Annotated in this window: 18 protein-coding genes; 15 read left to right on the top strand and 3 right to left on the bottom strand. The window is 71.5% G+C overall.

What is annotated here, in order from left to right; translation table 11 throughout:
• Positions 1 to 104: 104 nt before the first annotated feature.
• The 3 genes from ACX114_RS37750 (at position 105) to ychF (ending at position 2,180) form a co-directional block, all read left to right on the top strand.
• On the top strand, positions 105 to 335 hold the full coding sequence (locus ACX114_RS37750; RefSeq protein ID WP_014400382.1) for an ATP synthase F0 subunit C: 231 nt from the start codon (positions 105 to 107) through the stop codon (positions 333 to 335).
• A 141-nt stretch (positions 336 to 476) separates the two neighbouring features.
• Positions 477 to 1,025, top strand: coding sequence for a F0F1 ATP synthase subunit B (gene atpF / locus ACX114_RS37745; protein ID WP_014400381.1), 549 nt, complete (start codon positions 477 to 479; stop codon positions 1,023 to 1,025).
• Positions 1,026 to 1,070: 45 nt separating this feature from the next.
• Entirely contained in the window at positions 1,071 to 2,180 is a 1,110-nt protein-coding gene (ychF, locus tag ACX114_RS37740; RefSeq protein ID WP_206787130.1) for a redox-regulated ATPase YchF, read from the top strand.
• A 75-nt stretch (positions 2,181 to 2,255) separates the two neighbouring features.
• Here ychF and ACX114_RS37735 read toward each other — a convergent pair whose 3' ends face one another.
• On the bottom strand, positions 2,256 to 2,543 hold the full coding sequence (locus tag ACX114_RS37735; protein WP_459292552.1) for a hypothetical protein: 288 nt from the start codon (positions 2,541 to 2,543) through the stop codon (positions 2,256 to 2,258).
• A 95-nt stretch (positions 2,544 to 2,638) separates the two neighbouring features.
• On the bottom strand, positions 2,639 to 3,934 hold the full coding sequence (locus ACX114_RS37730) for a citrate synthase (protein WP_459292550.1): 1,296 nt from the start codon (positions 3,932 to 3,934) through the stop codon (positions 2,639 to 2,641).
• Positions 3,935 to 4,033: 99 nt separating this feature from the next.
• Between ACX114_RS37730 and ACX114_RS37725 the strand changes: the two genes are divergently transcribed.
• The 9 genes from ACX114_RS37725 to ACX114_RS37685 all read left to right on the top strand — a co-directional run bounded on the left by ACX114_RS37725 (position 4,034) and on the right by ACX114_RS37685 (position 12,310).
• Entirely contained in the window at positions 4,034 to 4,813 is a 780-nt protein-coding gene (locus ACX114_RS37725) for a class I SAM-dependent methyltransferase (RefSeq protein ID WP_459292548.1), read from the top strand.
• A 14-nt stretch (positions 4,814 to 4,827) separates the two neighbouring features.
• Entirely contained in the window at positions 4,828 to 5,328 is a 501-nt protein-coding gene (locus tag ACX114_RS37720) for a cupin domain-containing protein (protein WP_459292546.1), read from the top strand.
• Positions 5,329 to 5,343: 15 nt separating this feature from the next.
• Positions 5,344 to 5,844 (top strand): hypothetical protein, encoded by a 501-nt coding sequence (locus ACX114_RS37715; RefSeq protein WP_459292544.1) that lies wholly within the window; start codon positions 5,344 to 5,346, stop codon positions 5,842 to 5,844.
• 50 nt (positions 5,845 to 5,894) lie between these two features.
• Positions 5,895 to 8,285 (top strand): adventurous gliding motility protein AgmC, encoded by a 2,391-nt coding sequence (agmC, locus tag ACX114_RS37710; protein ID WP_459292542.1) that lies wholly within the window; start codon positions 5,895 to 5,897, stop codon positions 8,283 to 8,285.
• Between the two features lie 183 nt (positions 8,286 to 8,468).
• Positions 8,469 to 9,629: a metallophosphoesterase gene (locus ACX114_RS37705; protein ID WP_459292540.1), complete on the top strand. Its 1,161-nt coding sequence runs from the start codon at positions 8,469 to 8,471 to the stop codon at positions 9,627 to 9,629.
• A 173-nt stretch (positions 9,630 to 9,802) separates the two neighbouring features.
• A complete protein-coding gene (locus tag ACX114_RS37700) occupies positions 9,803 to 10,180 on the top strand; it encodes a hypothetical protein (protein WP_459292538.1) in 378 nt (125 codons plus the stop codon).
• A complete protein-coding gene (locus tag ACX114_RS37695) occupies positions 10,140 to 10,964 on the top strand; it encodes a hypothetical protein (RefSeq protein WP_459292536.1) in 825 nt (274 codons plus the stop codon). The genes ACX114_RS37700 and ACX114_RS37695 overlap by 41 nt, the downstream gene beginning before the upstream one ends.
• 13 nt (positions 10,965 to 10,977) lie before the next feature.
• The gene (locus tag ACX114_RS37690) at positions 10,978 to 11,586 is read left to right on the top strand and encodes a putative glycolipid-binding domain-containing protein (RefSeq protein WP_459292534.1); all 609 of its coding nucleotides are present in this window, start codon (positions 10,978 to 10,980) and stop codon (positions 11,584 to 11,586) included.
• A gap of 253 nt (positions 11,587 to 11,839) precedes the next feature.
• Complete coding sequence (locus ACX114_RS37685; RefSeq protein ID WP_337459953.1) at positions 11,840 to 12,310, top strand: helix-turn-helix transcriptional regulator; 471 nt, start codon at positions 11,840 to 11,842, stop codon at positions 12,308 to 12,310.
• A gap of 12 nt (positions 12,311 to 12,322) precedes the next feature.
• On the opposite strand, the gene ACX114_RS37680 is transcribed toward ACX114_RS37685, so the two are convergent.
• Positions 12,323 to 12,742, bottom strand: coding sequence for a hypothetical protein (locus ACX114_RS37680; protein ID WP_459292532.1), 420 nt, complete (start codon positions 12,740 to 12,742; stop codon positions 12,323 to 12,325).
• A 362-nt stretch (positions 12,743 to 13,104) separates the two neighbouring features.
• Here ACX114_RS37680 and ACX114_RS37675 point away from each other — a divergent pair, with 362 nt between their 5' ends.
• The 3 genes from ACX114_RS37675 to ACX114_RS37665 all read left to right on the top strand — a co-directional run bounded on the left by ACX114_RS37675 (position 13,105) and on the right by ACX114_RS37665 (position 19,060).
• Positions 13,105 to 16,143 carry a TonB-dependent receptor domain-containing protein gene (locus ACX114_RS37675; RefSeq protein ID WP_459292530.1) on the top strand — a complete coding sequence of 1,013 codons (3,039 nt, stop codon included), beginning with the start codon at positions 13,105 to 13,107 and terminating at the stop codon, positions 16,141 to 16,143.
• A gap of 208 nt (positions 16,144 to 16,351) precedes the next feature.
• On the top strand, positions 16,352 to 17,920 hold the full coding sequence (locus ACX114_RS37670) for a PAS domain-containing sensor histidine kinase (protein WP_459292528.1): 1,569 nt from the start codon (positions 16,352 to 16,354) through the stop codon (positions 17,918 to 17,920).
• A gap of 195 nt (positions 17,921 to 18,115) precedes the next feature.
• Complete coding sequence (locus ACX114_RS37665) at positions 18,116 to 19,060, top strand: hypothetical protein (protein WP_459292526.1); 945 nt, start codon at positions 18,116 to 18,118, stop codon at positions 19,058 to 19,060.
• Positions 19,061 to 19,068 lie beyond the last annotated feature (8 nt).

The following is a 19,068-nucleotide window of genomic DNA, read 5'->3' as shown; positions in this document are numbered from 1 at the left end:
CGGTTGAAGACCCGGCGGTTCGAAAGGCCGCCGGAGGTAGTCCTAAAGGGATTTCACGACCCCCCCACAAGTGGGTCCCGCCTCACGAAAGAAGACGTGCTCCCATGACCAACATCGCTCTCGCGTTCCTCGCCGCCGGTATCGGCGCGGGTCTCTCCATCATCGGCGCCGCCCTCGGCATCGGCAAGCTGGCCGCCGCCGCCATGGACGCCACGGGCCGTCAGCCGGCCGCCGGCGGCGACATCCGCACCACGATGATCATCGCCGCGGCGCTCATCGAAGGCGCCACGCTGTTCGCGCTGGTCGTCTGCATCCTGCTGGCCATCAAGGTCTAGTCAGGGCGTTGGTGTCACCGGGAGCCGGCGTCCTCTTCGGGAAGAAGGGGCGCCGGCGTTCCGGCTCGCAGTGCGAAGGACCCGTCTCACCTGAAGTCTCCCGCATCCTCCCTCTGTCTTTTCGCTTCACCGGGACCCGCCATGTTCCTGCCCTCTGTCCTCGCCGCCAGCAGCTTCGTGGAGGTCCGTCCGGGCCTCATCTTCTGGACCATCGTCACCTTCGTCATCGTCCTGCTGGTGCTGCGGGCGAAGGCGTGGGGGCCCATCCTGTCGCTCGTCGAGGAGCGCGAGAAGCAGATCTCCAACGCCATCGAGAGCGCCAAGCGTGAGCGCGCCGAGGCGGAGAAGCTGCTCGCCGACCAGAAGACGGCCATCGCCGAGGCCCGCCGCGAGGCCGCGGAGACCACCCGCCGCGTGCAGGCGGACATGGAGAAGTTCCGCGACGAGCTGATGGCCAAGAGCCGCAAGGAGGCGGAGGAGCTGAAGCTGTCCGCCCGCCGCGAGATTGAAGACCAGAAGGCCAAGGCCATCGCGGAGGTCCGCTCCATGGCCGTGGACCTGGCCATGGAAGTGGCCGGCAAGCTCATCAACGAGCGCATGGACGACGCCAAGCACCGCGCGCTGGCCGAGCAGTTCGTGCAGGGCCTGCCCGGCGCCACCAGCGCCACGGCGACCCGCCGCTCGGCCTAAAGGCCGGGAGTCTTCCGCCGCGCCCGCCTGTTCCAGGAATCCATCATGGCTCTCTCCATCGGCATCGTCGGTCTGCCCAACGTGGGCAAGTCCACCCTGTTCAACGCCCTGTCCGCCGCGGGCGCTCAGGCGGCGAACTATCCGTTCTGCACCATCGAGCCGAACGTGGGCGTGGTGCCGGTGCCGGACGACCGCCTGGACCAGCTGTCGGCGCTCGTGAAGCCGCTGAAGAAGATCCCCACGTCGCTGGAGTTCGTGGACATCGCCGGCCTGGTGCGCGGCGCGTCCAAGGGCGAGGGCCTGGGCAACCAGTTCCTGGGGAACATCCGGCAGGTGAACGCGGTGCTCCACGTGCTGCGCTGCTTCGAGGACGACAACGTCACCCACGTCGAGGGAGGCGTGAACCCGGTGCGGGACCGGGACGTGGTCGACACGGAGCTGTGCCTCAAGGACCTGGAGACCGTGGAGAAGCGCCGCGAGCGCTCGCTGAAGAACACCAAGGTCGGTGGCAAGGCGGGCGAAGAGGCGAAGGCCGAGGTCGCGCTCCTGGAGCGCATCAAGGCGAAGCTGGATGAAGGCATCACGGTGCGCGCGCAGAAGCTCACCGACGAAGAGAAGGCGGCCATCCAGGACCTGTTCCTGCTGACGGACAAGCCCGTGCTGTACGTGGCGAACATCAGCGAGAAGCAGATTGGCAAGGAGGACGCGGACCCGCGCGTGCAGCAGGTGCGCGAGATGGCCGCGAAGGAGGGCGCGGGCGTGGTGGTGCTGGCGGCGGCGCTGGAGTCGGAGATCCAGCAGCTCCCCGAGTCCGACCGCCCTGGCTTCCTGGCGGACTCCGGCCTGACGGAGCCCGGCCTGCACAAGGTCGTGCGCGAGGGCTACAAGCTGCTGGGCCTGTGGACGTACTTCACGGTGGGCGAGCAGGAGTGCCGCGCGTGGACCATCCACAAGGGCTTCAAGGCGCCGCAGGCGGCGGGCGTCATCCACTCCGACTTCGAGCGCGGCTTCATCAAGGCGGAAGTCTTCTCGTGGACGGACCTGGTGAAGCTGGGCAGCGAGTCGGCGGTGAAGGAGAAGGGCCTGCTGCGCGTGGAAGGCAAGGAGTACGTCGTGCAGGACGGCGACTGCATGCACTTCCGCTTCAACGTCTGACGCGGGGCCTCCCACGCTGTGGGAAGTGACGACGGGCGCTGCCTTCCACTCACGGAAGGGGCGCCCGTTTCGTTTCTACCGGGGGCCGCTCAGCCACGTGTAGCCCCAGAGGCCCACGGCCAGGACGGCGAGCACGGTGGAGAGGATGGCGGAGCGCTTCGTGCGGCCGGCGGGGTCCGGATGGTTCAGGGCGTACTTCCACACGCCGCCCACACGCAGGCCCAGGAAGAGGAGCAGGAGGACGGGGCCCACGACCTGCCAGCCCTCGGGGCGCTTGAGGATGACGATCCACGACGCGATGAACGCCACGTTGCCGAGCAGCATCAGGGCGGGATAGGGCAGGGTCGGACGGGAGGTGCTCACGGGGCTGCCAGTGTGTGCACGGGAGCCCGGAGCGCCAAACGGAAAGCCGCGCGGCGTGCACGCCAGGTGACAGCCGCACGGAATGTTTCACGGCGCTACCGGGCGGGGGCCTCCACGTAGCGGGCGCGGGGGCGCAGCAGGTGGCCCTGTTCACGCTGCTCCAGGACGTGGGCGACCCAGCCCGCGGTGCGGCCCAGGCTGAACAGCACGGTGGCGGCGCCAGAGGGCAGGCCCAGCGCGTCCGCGAGCATCACCAGGCCCCAGTCCAGTGACGGCGGCGGATGGCCGGCGTCGAGCATGGTGTCCATCACGGCGCGAGCCACCCGGACCTTGGGGGCTTCAGGCTTCACGCTCAACGCGGCCTCGACGAGCGGTGGCGTGCGCGGGTCGCCCTTCAGGTAGAGGCGGTGGCCGAAGCCTGTCACGGCTTCACCCCGGCGCAGGCGGCCGTGGACGACCTGCGCGGCGCGCTCGGGACGGCCGACCTCCGCGATGAGTGCTTCCACGCGGTCGCAAGCGCCGCCGTGACGGTGGCCGGAGATGGCCGCGAGCGCCGCGCTGATGCACGCGTACAGGTCCGCGCCGGAGGAGGCCGTCACGCGGGCCGCGAAGGTGGAGGTGTTCAGCTCATGGTCCGCGCAGAGCACCAGCGCCAGGTTGATCAGCTCCGCGGTCCGCTTCGGCTTCGCATCCCACGCCGTGGCGAGTGAGGCGGCCACCGTGGGTTCCTTCAACGCGCGTGACACGCGGCCAGGCGCCTGGGCCACGCAGACCCACGCGCCCAGGTGACGGATGAGCCGACGTGCGCGGAGCATGTCCTGTTCCACGGGCGCGGCGAAGCGCCCCGCGTCGCTCGCGGCGAGGAGCGGCACCAGCGCGGCCAGGGAGGACAGGGGCGGAGTGTCTCGCGGGAGCATGGCCGCGAGCGCGGTGGGGGTGAGGGAGGATGACTGTGTTTCAGCCGCGGGCCACGTCGTGGACTCCAGGGGCAGGTGCCCGGTCCACAGCAGCTCCGCTACGTCCTCGAAGCGGTGGCCTCGCGTGGCCAGCTCCACCGCGTCGCGGCCCCGGTATGAGAGCCCTTCTTCACTGATGCGCGACACCGATGAGTCGATGACGGGCTCGCCCCAGCGCAGGGCTCCGGATGCCACCGCCGCGTGGCCTGCCCGTGCGTCATGGCGTGTCTTCAACCGCTCCACGTCCGCGCGCAGGTAGCGGTTCTCCTTCGTGCCCTTCTCCGGCACGCACCGCACGAGTCCCCGGCTGACATACGTGTAGAGCGTCGCCCGCTTTACCCCCAGCAGGGCCGCTGCTTCCTCCGCGCGCAGCAGCTCCTCCTCAACTGGATGGTCGAATCGAGATTGAGAACGTCCCCCTGCACGACGCACCATGTTTCGCGTGCCTCCCTGGTGCGGAGTCTCGACTCGACTGGACCATCCTGTCGAGCTGAGCCGCTCATGGTGAGGCCATTCCAGGCGGGGAGAGCGACCATGAACGTGGATTTCGGACGCACGTCGTCGGATTACGCGAAGCACCGGGCAGGCTTCCCGGATGCCTTCTACACACGGCTCGAACAGGACGGCGTGCTCAAGCCCGGCCTGCGGGTGCTCGACCTGGGCACCGGTACGGGTACCGTCGCTCGCAACCTGGCCCGGCGCGGCTGCGACGTCACCGCTCAGGACGTGTCCGCGCCACAACTGGAGGCCGCCGCACGACTCGCTCGCGACGAGGGCCTCACCATCGAATTCGGTGAAGCGCCCGCGGAGAACACCGGCCTGCCTTCGGGGTCCTTCGACCGCGTGTTCGCGGGCCAGTGCTGGCACTGGTTCGACCGCGCCGCCGCCGCGCGCGAAGTGTTCCGCCTGCTCAAGCCCGGCGGGAAGCTGATCCTCTGCCACTTCGACTGGACGGCCCTGCCCGGCAACCTGCTGGAGGCCACCGAGGCCCTGGTGGAGGAGTTCAGCCCCCGCGTCAAACTGGCCGTGGATCACTTCGGCCAGGGCGTGGGCATCTACCCGCAGTGGTTCCGCGACGTGGGCGTGGCCGGCTTCCAGTCCCTCACGTCCTTCACCTTCGACACGCTCACGCCCTACACCCACGAAGCGTGGCGCGGACGGATGCGCGCCAATGCCCGCATCGGCGCCATGCTCCCTCCAGCAGAGGTGGCCCGCTTCGACGCCGCGCTGGCCGCGCTCCTCGCCGCGCGCTTCCCTCAAGAGCCGATGTCCGTTCCCCACCGCGTGTTCGCGCTCGTCGCGGTGCGCCCGTGAGACAGGAGCCCACCATGGCCTCGCCCCACCTCATCCACGCCGAGGACGTTCCCTGGACCGAGCTCGCCCACGGCAGCCGCGTGGCGCTCAAGCGCAAGCAATTGGGCGCCGCCGCGCATGGGCGCAAGCTCGGGTGCAGCCTGGTGGAGCTTCCTCCGGGCCGCCGCTCGTGGCCGCTGCACTACCACCTGGGCAATGAAGAGGCCGTGTACGTCCTGTCCGGCACGGGGGCGCTGCGCTTGGGAACGGAGACGCTGCCCGTGCGCGCAGGGGACTACGTCGCGCTGCCTCCGGGCGCGGAGTGCGCGCACCAGCTCATCAACGACGGTGACGAGCCGCTGCGCTACCTGTGCTTCTCCACCATGGAGGCGCCGGACGTGCTCGTGTATCCGGACTCGAAGAAGGTGGGCGTCTTCGCGGGGGCGGCGCCCGGGGGCGACAAGGCCGCTCGCACGCTGCACGCGTATCTGCCCCTGGACGCGCAGGTGGATTACTGGGAGGGCGAGGAGCCCTGATAGGGTGGCCCGGCCATGGCCTCCCTGCTGGATGCGCTCGACCGCGAGCGGCTGCTCAAGGACTCCGCCGCCGCGTCCGGGCTCGTACCCAGGGGCGAGCCTCCCCACGTGTCGCTGTTGCGGCTGTGCGAAGCGGGCCTGCTCGTGGGCGGGCTCACCGTGGGGTACGGCGTCCGGCCGGATGAGCTGGTGGGCCCCCTCACCGCGGCCATGGGCGGCGCGGCGCGCAAGCTCAAGGTCGTGGACGTGCGCGAGCGCCCCGCGCTGGAGCTGCACGTCGCGACGGGCGACGTCACGGAGCGCTGGGAGGTGGAGGACGTGGCCGCGCTCGTGCACAACCTCAACGACCTGTACCGCGACGCGGCCGACGTGCGCGCGGTGGCGGTGCTGGGGGAGTGGGAGGACTCGCTCCAACTGCTCTGCGTCGAGCGCCGCGCCCTGGGACGGCTCTTGCGGCAGCCCTTCTTCGCGCCCCTCAACGCGCGCGGCCTCCAGGACCTGATTCCGTCCCGCTGAAGCGGGGGGCCACCCTCGACCCCGGACGCCCGGTGGGGCACCATGGGGGCATGCGCATCACGCTGGCTCTCATCGTTGGATTGCTCCTGGCGCAGGTCGCTCGCGCGGAGCCGGACTCCTTTGACCTGGGCACCGGACGCGACGGCGTGCTCACCCTCGTCGCGGGACAGGGGCTCGCCCTGGGCATGGACGCCCCGCTGGGAAAGAGCGTCGCGGAGGGGGGCCTGGAGCTGGTCGTGTCCGGCACGAAGATCGCCGCGGGCGACCTGGTGATGATCCACGAGAGCACCGGCCTGGCTTCCGCGCCTGACGTGGGCAACACGAAGCCCGTGTCGCTGGTGGGGACGGTCACGCTGGGACGCTGGGAGCTGGCGCGGGTGGCGAAGGTGTCGTCCACCACGCCCGCCCTCCTCACGCTGACCGCGCCGCTGCGCTACGCGTACGCCGCGGGACGCGCCCAGGTGTTGCGCGTGTACGAGTACTCCGACGTCATCATCCAGGATGGCGCGCGGCTCACCGTGTCGCCGTGGAACGGCAAGTCCGGCGGCATCCTCGCGATGCTGGTGAGTGGGAAGGTCGTCAACGATGGCCGCATCGACGCGGATGGCCTGGGCTATCAGGGCGGCATCTTCCGGACCGACGCCGCCGACCTGAATGGCTGCACGGCGCTGGAACTGGAGCAGGGCAAGGGCGGATCCGCGCGCGGCGAGGGCGTGGCGGGCACGGTGTCCCGGACCGGCATCGTCAGCGGGCGCGGCAACCTGGCCAACGGCGGTGGCGGCGGCAACTGCGCGGCGGCCGGCGGTGGCGGTGGCGGACACGGCGGCGTGGGTGGCACCGGTGGGCGCACGGCCACGGGCGACGGCGCGCGCGACCAGGGCGGCCTGGGCGGCGCGGCGCTGAGCTACTCCGTGTTCGAGCGCTTCACGTTCGGCGGTGGCGGCGGCGCGGGGCAGGGCTCCGACACGGCCGGTGCCAACGGCGCCGCAGGCGGCGGCGTGGTGTTCATCCGCTCCACCGCGTTCGACGGCAAGGGCATCTACAGCGCGTCGGGTTCGACGGCGGGGGCCTCGACGGGCAACGACGGCGCGGGCGGTGGCGGCGCGGGCGGCGCGGTGGTGCTGCGCGCGGTGGACCTCCTGAACTGCGGCGGGGTCGAGGCGCGGGGCGGCGCGGGCGGCAATACGCAGTTGGACAAGCAGCCCTTCGGACCGGGCGGTGGTGGCGCCGGTGGCCGCATCCTGCTCGAGGGCAAGACCCTCGCGTGCCCGCCCAGCGTGAGCGCGGGCAGCCCGGGCGTGTCCGCCTACGCGGGCGCGGGTTCGTACGGCGCGGGGCCGGCCACCACGGCGTCGGATGGCGGCACTCCGGACGGCGGCACGTCCACGAGCGGCACGTCCACGGGGACGGTGCAGCAGGTGTCCCAGTCCTTCCAGGTCCCCGTCACGCCCGCCATCACGGCGCCCGTGTCGGGCGAGGTGTCCACCTCCACGCGCCCGCGCTTCGAGGGAACCGCGGGCACGAACGGCCCGGTCGTCCACATCGTCGTGGATGGGCGGGAGATCGGCGCGACGGTGCCGGGGTCGGATGGCCGCTTCACCTTCGACCCCACCGCGCCGCTGAGCGCGGGCGTGCATGAAGTCGTCGCGTGGGCGGAGTCGCTGGGCGTGGCGAGCAAGCCCTCCACGCCGGTGCGCTTCACCACGCCCGCGGTGGTGCTCGCGGACGGTGGCGTCGTGCAGATGGCCGTGCTGGTGGTGCCCTCGAATGGAGACACCGTGGGGCCCACGCCGCTGTTCGCCGGCACCGCGCCCAATGGCGTCAACGTGGGCGTGGTCATCGACGACGGGCCGGACAACATCGTGCCGTTGGACCTGCTGGGGCGCTTCCGCTACCAGGTGCCGGACTCGGAGCCGCTGAGCGTGGGCACGCACAAGGTCACGGTGCACTCGCACAACGAGGCGGGCGATGACGGGCCGTACTCCGACGTCGTGGGCTTCGAGGTCGTCGTGGCCGCCGCGGATGGCGGCACCGACGCGGGCACGGTGGATCCGGCGACGCCCATGGTGCTCGTGCCCGAGGAGGGCTCGACGGTGGATCCGACCTTCATGTTCGTGGGCGTGGCGCTGCCCGGCACGTCCGTGCGACTGGAGGTGGACGGCAAGGCGCTCGCGACCGCCACCGCGGATGACGAAGGGGTCTTCCGCCACGTGCTGACGGCGGACACCGCGCTCGCGACGGGGGCGCACAAGGTCGTCGCGCAGGTGCTGACCGACTCGGGCGAGGCGGGGCCGCGCTCCCCGGAGGTGGGCTTCCAGGTGCGAGGCCCTACCGACCTGGACGTGGGCTGCGGCTGCGGCTCGGCGCCCGCGGGGATGATCAGCCTCTGGGCGCTGGTGGGCCTGGGCGCCCTGGCCCGGCGCCGCCGCATGCGGAGCTGAGGGCCCGCCAGGCGTCCGGCCGGGTCGGCGGGCGCGGCGGTGGGGGGGCCGTTATCTTCCCGCGCTCGAAGGCGTCCCGGCTCCCGGGACGACAGGGTGGCGCGCGTGACGACGGACGTGTCCTCGGAAGAAGCTTCATCACGGAGGCCCCGGCGCTCGGCCGGGGCTCCGGGTTGGCGGTGGGTGCTGTCCCTCCTGCTGGGGTTGGGCCTGCCCGTCGCGCTGCACGTCTACATCGGCCTGCGCCTCTTCACCGCGCCCGGCTGGCCCGCCCCCTGGGCGGCGGTGGGCTGGGGGCTGTTGGGCCTCTGCTTCCTCGTCCTGCTGGCGGGTTTCCGCGCCGCGCGCCGTGAGGCCACCGGCTTCTCCCGCGTCATCCAGTGGGGCGCGTACCTGTGGCTGGGCGCGTTCGGCGTGTTCCTCACCGCGGTGCTGGCCTCGGACGTCGTGGGCGCCGCGCTGTCCCTGTCCGGCACCGTCACGGACATGCACGCGCTCGCCCGGGGCCGCGCGGCCGCCGTGCTGGGCACCGTCGTGCCCGCCGTGGCCTTCGCCTTCGTCACCGCGCGCGGCAGGGCCCGCGTGGAGCGCACCACCGTGGCCCTGAAGGACCTGGGGCTGGGCCTGGAGGGCCTGCGCGTCGTGCAGCTGTCCGACGTGCACGTGGGCCCCACCCTGGATGGCGTGTGGCTCCAGCGCGTGGTGGACCAGGTCAACGACCTGAAGCCGGACATCGTCGCCATCACCGGTGACCTGGTGGATGGCTCCGTGGACGACCTGCGCGACCAGATGACGCCGCTCGCGTCCCTCAAGGCCCCGCTGGGCGTCTACTACGTCACCGGAAACCACGAGTTCTACCACGGCGCCCGCGCCTGGATGGCCGAGGTCGCCCGGCTGGGCATCACCGTCCTCACCAACGAACACCGCGTGGTGGAGCGCGGCGGCGCGAGGCTCGTCGTCGCGGGCGTCACCGACCACGACGCCGGCCACATCGATCCGCCCCTGGAGAGCCGCCCCGACCTCGCGCTCGCCGGCGCCCCGCCGGACGTGCCCCGCCTGCTGCTGGCCCACCAGCCCCGCACCGCCCTGTCCCTGCAGGGCCTGCGCGTGGACCTCCAGCTGTCCGGCCACACCCACGGCGGGCAGATCTTCCCCTTCATGTTCTTCGTGAAGCTCCAGCAGCCCGTCGTCCAGGGCCTGGCCACCGTCGCCGGGACCCGGGTCTATACGCACCGCGGCACCGGCTACTGGGGGCCCCCCATGCGCCTGGGCCCCGCCCCGGAGATCGCATCCCTCACCCTGGTAGGAACTCCCCGTTCTGGCGGTGATTCAAGCCAAGCTTGATATTTCCGTTCTTGCTGCTTATTGTACGGGGCGTGTCCACCGCACCGTCTTCCCTCCTTGTCCCGGAATTCGCTTTCAGCCGTCCCACGGCGCCCGCGGCTCCGGGCGCGCGGCGCGGGACCCGGGTCCCTGCCGCTGCGCCCCGGACGGGGAAGGCGGCCCCGGTCCTGCTGGTGGTCTCCGAGGCCCCCGAGGTCCGGCTGGCGGTGGCGCGTGAGGTGGGGCTGGCGTGCCGCATCGTGACGTCGCTGGGGGCGACGTCGGCGGACCGGCGGCTGGACATGGGCGTGGCGGTGGACGGGCTGGTGCTGGACCTGGACGCGGATCGCCGCGTCGTGAGCGACTTCCTCTGCCGTCTGGTGGACCGGGGCTTCCACGGTCCGCGCATCCTCCTGTCCTCCGGTTTCCGTCCTGAAGCGAGCGCCACCTTCCTGACGGCCTGTGACACCCACTTCGCACTCGGCCGGCCCTGGCGCGCCGGTGAGCTGCGCATGCTCCTGGAGAGGGTCCTTGGGGTCTCCCACCTCGCTCAATCCGCAAGCCGTCCGTGACTCCCGCCGTGACGCTCCCCGCCTGGCGCCGTTGACGGCGCGGGTGGCGGACGCGGGCCACGGGCTGTTCACCGGCATCGCCGGGGCGTCCGCGGGCGCCGCGCGCAGCGCGTACCTGGCGCTGATGCTCTTCGCCAGCGGCATGGCCCGCTGCGCGACGGGGCGCTCCAAGGACGGGCTGCCCCAGCTCAAGCGCTGCCTGTTCCGCGTGGCGCAGGTGCCGGTGGACCTGGTGCTGATGCTGGGCGGGCGTGTGCTGTCCGCCGTGCAGGTGGTGACGGGCCTGGAGCCCGTGGGCCGCCGGCTGACGGACGCGGAGGTGGAGCGGCTGCGCCCCATCTTCGGCGACAGCCTGGACTACCGCTGCGTGCGCGTGAAGGAGGGCGCCCTGGGCCTCCTGGGGCTGCCGGGCCGCGCGTTCGCGCATGGCGACGTCCTCTTCATCCCGCCCGGCTACGGCGCGGTGGGCTTCCGGCTGCTGGTGCACGAGCTCACGCACGTGTGGCAGCACCAGCACGGCGGCACGGGCTACCTGAGCGGCGCGCTCGCGGCCCAGTACCTGGGTGACGGCTACGACTGGCGCAAGGCCGTGGGCCACCGGCGCTGGGCGGAGCTCAACCCGGAGCAGCAGGCCCAGTTCATCGAGGACGCGGCCGACGCGCAGCTCATCCCCCACGTGGGCCGCCCCACGCCCCAGCAGCGGCTGCGCGGCTGGAGCGACGCCGCCCTGTGCCTGCTGGACGAGGCCCTGGACTGCCTCTACGCGGGACGGGGCGCGCCGTGAGGCCGCCGCCCCCATGACTTCGCGCACCGCCCGGCCCGGCGGTACGCCCGAGGGTCGCTGTCTCCAGTCCCTCACCTGGCGGCGCCTGGAGTCCCCCGGCACCGAGCACTTCGAGCTGTGGGAGTCCGCCGAAGGGCCCCTCCTCACCGGCACCGTGGTGCTCGTGGGCGAGGGGCTGCCGCTGCTCGTGCGCTACACCGTGGCGTGCGACCCGGACTGGCACACGCGCGAGGCGCGGCTGGCCGTGCACCAGGGCGGCACGCGGCGCACGCTGGTGCTCCAGGTGGATGACCACCAGCGCTGGTGGCGCGACGGGCGCGAGGTGCCGCATCTGCGCGGGTGCGTGGACGTGGACCTGAGCGTCACCCCCGCCACCAACACCCTGCCCATCCGCCGGCTGGCGCTGGAGCCGGGCCAGGCCCGGGACGCGACGGCCGCGTGGGTGCGGCTGCCGGACCTGTCCCTGGAGCGGCTGGAGCAGCGCTACACCCGGCTGTCCTCCACCCGCTACCGCTACGAGAGCGCGCAGGGCACCTTCGTCGCGGAGCTGGACACCGACGCGCTGGGGCTCGTGACGCACTACCCGGATGGATGGGAACGCGTGGCCACGGCGGACGGTTGAGCCCCGGCGCAACCCCGGGACCCCGAAGCCGGACAATCCCCCAGTCCTTCCCGGACGCGCGTGTCGTTTCATGTGGGCTAATGGCGCCGTGAACGCCGCGCTTCCCGTGGACGGGGGAATGCAGGACTACCTGCCATATAGGGATGGGCCCGGGTGACGTGGCGGGTTATAACGACCTCTGAACCGTTCCGGCGGTGGCGGGGTCGCGAGCCTTGCGGCCACCCCACCGGACGTCACGTGCAAGGTTGATGTGGTGAAAACCCACCCCCGAGGTCCTCTCGCATCCGGCCGCGTCCGGAAGAAGCCCCGTGCGGCGCCCGCGTCGGCGGCGGCGCTGTCGCGGCGGCAGTTGGAGCGCAAGCTGGCGGTCAGCGTGGGGGCGGCGGCCCGGGCCGCGCGGCTGCGGGCTGGCCTCACGCAGGCGGACGTGGCGGATCGCGTCGGCATCGCGTCGGAGGTCTACGGCCGGCTGGAGCGGGGCAAGATGATGCCCAGCGTCCCCACGCTGTTCCGCCTGTGCCTGGCGCTGCAGCTGTCCGCGGACGCGTCCCTGGGGCTGGCCCTGGCGGCGGCGGCGGGCGCGGGGCTGTGGGAGGAGGACTCCACGGACAAGGACGACCTGCCGGAGATGCGCCGCCTGTTGCGCGCGGTGCGCCGGCTGCCGCGCCCCCAGCTCAAGCTGATGAGCCTGGTGGCCAGCGCCATCCTGCCCACGCGCCGCTGAAAGAGGGCCTCTTCAGGGAGCCGACGCGGGAGGGCGGGCCGTGCCCGCGCGCGGGGCGGCTTGCGTCACCCGCCACACCCAGCCGGACGGGGTGGGGTCGCGCTGCGCGGTGTTCACGTCCACCGCGTACACGTCCAGGGTGTGCTCGCCCAGGGGCAGGTCCTTCAGGCGCCATGGGGACTCGCAGGGGATGTAGAGGCTGCCATCCAGCGAGCACCAGAACACGGGCTTCAGCGTGGTGGCGGTGAAGACGAAGGTGGCCTCCCTGGAGGGCGTGGCCCCGGGGGGCCCTTCGTCGATGAACGTGTCCGGCCCCTCATTGCCCGCGCGCGCCAGCGACGGCGGGAAGAGCAACGGCATCAACATCAGGCACAACAGCAGTGACGCGAGCAGTCCGTGGGGAAGGTAGCGCAGGGACGGCGGGGGAATCATGAGCAGGCTCGCGTGACGCCGGGCGCCGCGCGAACCCTGCCTTGGTGCATGTCGTGGGTGTGGAGTCTGGGAGGGTTGGGGCGTTCCACCATGGGCATGGCGTCCGGGGAAGTGGGAAAGGGCGACTTCCTGGAAGGTGGGGATGGATCCGAAATGGGGCGCCCCGTCCCGGGGACCCACCTCGTCATCCACGGCGAGACGTGACGCGGAGGGCAAGTGTCCTCCAGCGGAAAGGGGGCGCCGCCCGCGCGGCCCCAGGCGGGCGGTGATGGCACGCGTCACGGAGCAGCGCTTGTCAGGGCGGACATCCCCTGGCCTCATGGATGCTGGCCCGGACCTGCCTTGCACGAACGCCATCGCCCATGACCTTCGCGAAAAGGAGCACGCCCTGGCACGTCGCCGCGCTGGCGCTTTTGCTGTGCCTGTCGTGGCCGGCCCGGGCCCAGGCTCCTGAAGCGGACCCTGGCAGTGCCCGGTTGGGCGACACCCTGGACGCGGGCCCGCCTGTCACGGAGGAGAACCTCACCACCGGCGCCGCGCCTCGGAGCATGGACGCGCCTTGGACGGAAGGGGACGGACCTCGGGACGGGGGCACGGGCACGGTCGCGAAGGAGGCGGACCTCCAGCGCACCACGGACGGTGGCTGGGCGGTGGAGCCCGGCGCGGTCCCCGGTGACGGCGCGGACGGCGGCACCGCGCAGGCCGCCTTCGTGCCGCCCGCGCTGGTGGGGGACTCGCCCGCGCCGTACCCGCCCCGGCTGGTGGGCGAGGGCGTGGCGGGCACGGTGAAGCTGGAGCTGCTGGTGGACGAGGCGGGCGAGGTGGACTCCGCCACGCTGGTGGAGGGCGTGCACCCGCTGCTCAACGAGGCCGCGCTGCACGCGGCGCCCTCCCTGCGCTTCTCTCCCGCGACGATGGAGGGCCAGCCCGTCGCGGTGCGCCTGTCCTTCGAGTACCGCTTCGAGGCGCCCGTCCCCGTGGCCTCCAGCGCCGACGGCGGCACATTGGCACCGCAGGGCCCCATCACCCTCAAGGGCCTGGTGCGGCAGAAGGGCAACCGCCGGCCTCTGATTGGCGCGACGCTGGTGTCGGACGCGGCGCCGGACTCGCCGGTGCAGACGGACGAGAACGGCCGCTTCGAGGCGCGCTTCCCCACGGGTGGCCAGGCGGTGCGCGTGTTCGCCCCCGGCCACAAGCCCGGCCTGTTCCGCGAGGCGCTGAAGTCCACCGAGTCGCTGGAGGTCGTCTACGGCCTGGAGCCGCTCGTGGTGAACCCCTACGAGACGGTGGTGAGAGGCGACCGCGAGCGCACGGAGGTCAGCCGCATCACGCTGCACGACGCGGAGCTGCGCGAGGTGCCCGGCACCATGGGCGACCCCTTCCGCGTGGTGATGCTGCTGCCGGGCGTGGGCAGCATGCTGTCCGGCGTGGCGTACCCGGTGGTGCGCGGCAGCCAGCCCGCGTCCACGGGCTACTTCCTGGATGGCATCCGCATCCCCATCCTCTTCCACCTGTTCCTGGGGCCCGCGGTCATCCACCCGGACTTCCTGGACGCCATCGACTTCTATCCGGGCTCGCCGCCGCCGCAGTACGGCCGGCTGATGGGCGGCGCCATCGACGGGCGCCTCACCCGGCCTCGCGATGACCGCGTGCACGGCAGCGCCTACGCGGACTTCATCAACGCGGGCTTCTTCCTGGAGACGCCCTTCAAGTCCACCGGCACCAACGTCAGCATCGCGGGCCGCTATTCCTATACGCCGTGGATCATCGCGCTCGCGGCCAATCAGTTGCAGGACCCGCCGCCTCCGGGGCGCACCAATCCCAAGGTGGTGTTGGACTTCTGGGACTACCAGGCCCGCGTGGAGCAGGACGTGGGGCGGGGCAAGCTGCGGTTGTTTGCCTTTGGCTCGTCGGACACGTTCGGCTCGGAGGCGCAGGACGACCAGGGCGACACCGCGCTCCAGTCCGTCGCCTTCCACCGCGTGGACCTGCGAGGCCGCCACCCGCTGGGCAAGGGCGAGCTCGAGATTGGCGGCACGTGGGGCATGGACCGCTTCGCCGTCGTGTCGCGCGGGCCGGAGGACGGGAACGAGATCTACATCGACCAGGGCAACTTCTCCGGGCGCCTGGGCTACAGCGTGCCATTGGATGAGCGGCTCCTGCTGCGCGCGGGCGCGGACCTGGAGCACAAGCGCGCCATCGTGGACGTGCTCACGGTGGAGAACGGCCAGCCGGTGGAGGAGGACACGGTGCGCGTGCCCGTGGCGCTGGCCACCTTCACCGGCGCGTACGCGGAGGGCGTGTGGACGCCCAATGACAGATGGACGGTGGTGCCCGGCCTGCGCCTGGACAGCTACCACCTGTCCGGCGGGTTCGACCACAAGGTCATCGAGCCGCGCCTCACCGTGCGCCACAAGCTCACCGACACCGTGACGCTCAAGGGCGGCGCGGGCATCTTCCACCAGCCGCCCACCACCCTCATCAGCCTGCCGGTGGTGGACGTGGGCAGTCTGTTGTTGGGCCTCCAGGAGGGCGTGCAGCTCTCCACGGGCGTGGAGTGGAAGGCCTTCGACAAGTGGGAGGTGGGGCTGGACGTCTATGTGAACCCCATGCTGCGCACCATCGAGCTCACGCCCTTCTCCGACGAGGGCCTGACGGACGACCTGGACGACATCGGAGACCCGGGCGACCCGGACGTCGTGGACCCTCCGCCCGGTGGGGGCGTCCGCCAGGATGGCTTCCGGCGGGTGCGCGCGCGGCAGATCGACGTGGATGGACCGCCCGTCAGCCGGGACGACTGGGACTTTCCGGACTTCACCAGCCGTGGCCTGGCGTATGGCCTGGAGTTGCTGATCCGCTACCCGCTGGGGAACAACTGGTTCGGCTGGCTTTCGTACAGCCTCCAGCGCAGCACGCGGCGGACCACCTTCTATCGATACGACTCATCAGGTCGGGCCATCTCCGAGGACACCGCGGATCTGCCCTTCGCGTTCGATCAGACACACATCCTGAACCTGGTGGTCAGCCACAAGTTCTCCAACAACATCACCCTGGGAGGCGTGCTCCACTTCAACAGCGGACGCCCGGAGTACGGCACCCTGGGAAGCCAGACGCACCGCGAGGGCGTGGACTCCGACGGCCGCCCCACGTGGGTGCAGGTGGATCGCGACCGGGTGGACCGGCTGCCGCCCTTCTTCCGCTTCGACCTGCGCGTCTCCAAGGCCTGGGCCTACGAAACCTTCAGTCTGGAGGCCTACCTGGACATGCTCAACGTCACCCTCAACACGGAGACGCTGGGCTTCGACTACCTGGGCGGCGGCTACAGCCGGCAACCCCTGACCAAGAGTGCGGTGGGACTGCCCATCGCCCTGCCCATCATTGGCGTCAAGGGCCGGTACTGACCTGCCCTCCAGGGCAGGGCCACTGCTCGGGGGTGAACCGATTTTCGCGCCCCCTGCCCTCCAGGGCTGCTCCACTCATGGCCAGATGTGTCAGTATTCCGTGAGACGCGGGTTTTTCCAGCCTGCCCGGCACCGACGTGATGGGTGGGGGAAACAGACCTGTAGCGTCGGGGGGAGCACGATGATGGGTTTGTCCTGGGGGCCGGGAATGGCTCCGGCATGGGAACTGCCCGCTGACAGCGAGACGCCCTGCATCCTCCTCGAGCCGCTGCACGGGGAGACAGGCGAAGCGCTCGACTTCCGCTGGACGTCCATGAACGTCCCGGCGGAGGGCTGGGTGCGCTCCCTGGAGCTGGGCCGTCATGTGTCCCTGTGGACGCGGGAGGGCGCCGCGATGTTCGACGTGGCGGCCTTCGTGCGCGTGCTGATGCGTGGTGTGCCGCACGTGGGCCTGTTGCCGGGGGACCCGGCGGGGCGGCGGTACGTGGTGGTGCGGCACGGAGAGGGGTTGGCGCTGTGGCTGTTGCCTCGCGACGAGGGCCAGGCGGCGGACGCGCATCAGGCGGAGCGGGAGCGGGCGGCGCGGCAGGAGGTGGAGGCGGCGCTGGCCCGGGCGGAGCAGACGGTGAGCGCCCTGCGGGAGGCGGAGGAGCGCTACCGGCTGGCCACGCGCGCCACGCATGACGTGCTGTGGGACTGGCACTTCGCCACGGACCACGTGCGCTGGGACCCGGGCACGGGGAACGCGTTCGGCCACGCCACGTCCATCCTGGAGCACAAGCTGGGCTGGTGGGGCGAGCGCGTGCACGACGAGGACCGGGACCGGGTGGTGGACCGGCTGGTGGAGTTCGTCGCGTCCACGGGCGACGTCTGGAGCGAGGAGTACCGCTTCCAGCGCGCGGACGGCAGCTGGGCGCACGTGCTGGACCGGGGCGTGCTGGCGCGCGACGACGAGGGGCGCCCGGTGCGGATGATTGGCTCGATGATGGACGTCACCGAGCGCACCCGCCAGATGGAGACGATGGTGGAGGAGGCGCGCTTCCGCGAGCGCTTCATCGGCATCCTGGGGCATGACCTGCGCAATCCGCTCAACGCCATCGTGCTGTCGGCGCGGGCGCAGAAGCGCCGGGGGCCCTTGGAGTGCACGCCGGAGCAGCACCGCCAGCATGCGCAGCGGATTGAAGCGTCCGCGACGCGCATGGGGAACATGATCGCGGACCTGCTGGACCTGACGCGCGCCCGGCTGGCCGGCGGCATCCCGCTGCGCAAGGGCCCCACGGACCTGGGGGCGGTGTGTCAGCAGGTGGTGGACGAATTGGCCGCGGCGTACCCGGACCGCGCGGTGGCGGTGGACGTGGACGGCAAGGCGGAAGGGGAGTGGGACGCGGAGCGGCTGGCGCAGGTGCTCTCCAATCTGGTGGGCAACGCGCTGGAGCACGGCAGCCCGGACGCGCCGGTGTTCCTGCGCTGCTGGGCGAAGGGCGAGCACCAGGTGCTGGAGGTGCAGAACCCCGGCAACCCCATCCCGGAGGAGCTGCGTGAGCGGCTGTTTGATCCGTTCCGCCAGGGCGAGGGCGAGCGTGAACAGGGCGGCCGTCGCAACAGCGGGCTGGGGCTGGGGTTGTTCATCGTGAAGGAGATCGTCCAGGCGCACGGGGGGACGGTGGAGGTGACGTCGACACAGAAGGAGGGCACGACGTTCACCGTGCGGCTGCCCCGGCCGCCGCGTCCGAAGGCCAGGGCGAAGGCAGGCAAGAGCCGCACGCGGACGGCCTGACCTTTTTGGAAGGGGTGAGCGTTCGCCGCCATGCGGTGAGGGAAGGAGCGTCCGCCGCCGCACGCCGCGCGTGTTGTGCGAAGGACCGAAGGGGATGGGCCGGGAGGGCAGGGACGCTGCTCGCTTCGTCTGGGTGCGTTTACCGGTTGATCAGGCCGCACGGCTCGTGAGGCCCCTCACGCGGAGGCAGTCCCCATGCACCTCAATCCCCCTCTCTGTGTTTCATTCCGTTCCTCCCCCTGGACGGCGCTCTGTCTGGCCGCGGCGCTGGTGGGCTGCGGCGCTCCTTTCGAGGAAGCCGCCGGGCTGACGGGCCAGTCCTCGGCCGGGCTGGTCTCCTCCAATGGCCTGTCGACGAATGGCCTGTCGACGAACGGCCTCTCCACCAATGGCCTGTCGACGAATGGCCTCTCCACCAATGGCCTGTCGACGAACGGCCTGTCCACGAATGGCTTCCAGACCTGGTTCAGCCAGGATCCCGCGTCGGCGGACATGGTGATGCGCTACGTGGTGCAGTGCTCGATGGCCGCGGGGATGACGCTGACGTACCAGTCGCCTTCCACGGGGAAGATCTACACGTGGAGCGGGAGTCTGGGATTGGCGCCGGGATGGGCAGGCGGGCAGCCGGCGTCAGTGGCGGAGCAGCAGGTGGTGAGCGCGTGCCTGGCGGCGCACGCGAACAAGTACGGCGTGCACGTGAACATCTCCGTGCTGGGGCGCGACGCGGTGGGCGGGGCGATGCCGTACTCCACGGACGAGCTGAATACATACAATGAGAAGGAAGCGTGCTTCTTCGGCAACCTCTTCACGGGCGAGGGCACGTTCGCGGCGAACGACGGCGCGTACCTGGACTACGACGAGAGCACGGTGCGCACCTGCGGCCTGTCGTCCTGGAGCGACACGACGGCGTGCACGCCGATGAAGCACGTGGGCGCGTGCCGGTACTACTGCACGCTGGACGCCACGCGGACGTACTACACGCGCTGCACGTACAATGGCGTGAACTACCGGCCCATCACCACGCGCATGCTGCCCCAGGACATCTACCGCTGCGGTGACGGCGTGTGCCAGATGACGGAGAAGTGCGGCGCCAGCAACACGGCGGACAGCTGCGCGGCGGACTGCGGCCCCTGCAAGTAGGAGGGGGC

It is taken from the genome of Corallococcus sp. M7 (genome assembly GCF_054512695.1).
Note: the sequence above shows the minus strand (reverse complement) of the source record. Positions and strands in the feature narration are given on the sequence as shown.

Excerpts from the sequence above, each read along its gene's own strand:
- atpF (WP_014400381.1), top strand. The coding sequence starts at position 477 with ATGTTCCTGCCCTCTGTCCTCGCCGCCAGCAGCTTCGTGGAGGTCCGT.
- ACX114_RS37675 (WP_459292530.1), top strand. The coding sequence starts at position 13,105 with ATGACCTTCGCGAAAAGGAGCACGCCCTGGCACGTCGCCGCGCTGGCG.
- ACX114_RS37725 (WP_459292548.1), top strand. The coding sequence starts at position 4,034 with ATGAACGTGGATTTCGGACGCACGTCGTCGGATTACGCGAAGCACCGG.
- ACX114_RS37670 (WP_459292528.1), top strand. The coding sequence starts at position 16,352 with ATGGCTCCGGCATGGGAACTGCCCGCTGACAGCGAGACGCCCTGCATC.
- ACX114_RS37715 (WP_459292544.1), top strand. The coding sequence starts at position 5,344 with ATGGCCTCCCTGCTGGATGCGCTCGACCGCGAGCGGCTGCTCAAGGAC.
- ACX114_RS37665 (WP_459292526.1), top strand. The coding sequence starts at position 18,116 with ATGCACCTCAATCCCCCTCTCTGTGTTTCATTCCGTTCCTCCCCCTGG.
- agmC (WP_459292542.1), top strand. The coding sequence starts at position 5,895 with ATGCGCATCACGCTGGCTCTCATCGTTGGATTGCTCCTGGCGCAGGTC.
- ACX114_RS37750 (WP_014400382.1), top strand. The coding sequence starts at position 105 with ATGACCAACATCGCTCTCGCGTTCCTCGCCGCCGGTATCGGCGCGGGT.
- ACX114_RS37680 (WP_459292532.1), bottom strand. The coding sequence starts at position 12,742 with ATGATTCCCCCGCCGTCCCTGCGCTACCTTCCCCACGGACTGCTCGCG.
- ACX114_RS37730 (WP_459292550.1), bottom strand. The coding sequence starts at position 3,934 with ATGGTGCGTCGTGCAGGGGGACGTTCTCAATCTCGATTCGACCATCCA.
- ACX114_RS37690 (WP_459292534.1), top strand. The coding sequence starts at position 10,978 with ATGACTTCGCGCACCGCCCGGCCCGGCGGTACGCCCGAGGGTCGCTGT.
- ACX114_RS37720 (WP_459292546.1), top strand. The coding sequence starts at position 4,828 with ATGGCCTCGCCCCACCTCATCCACGCCGAGGACGTTCCCTGGACCGAG.
- ychF (WP_206787130.1), top strand. The coding sequence starts at position 1,071 with ATGGCTCTCTCCATCGGCATCGTCGGTCTGCCCAACGTGGGCAAGTCC.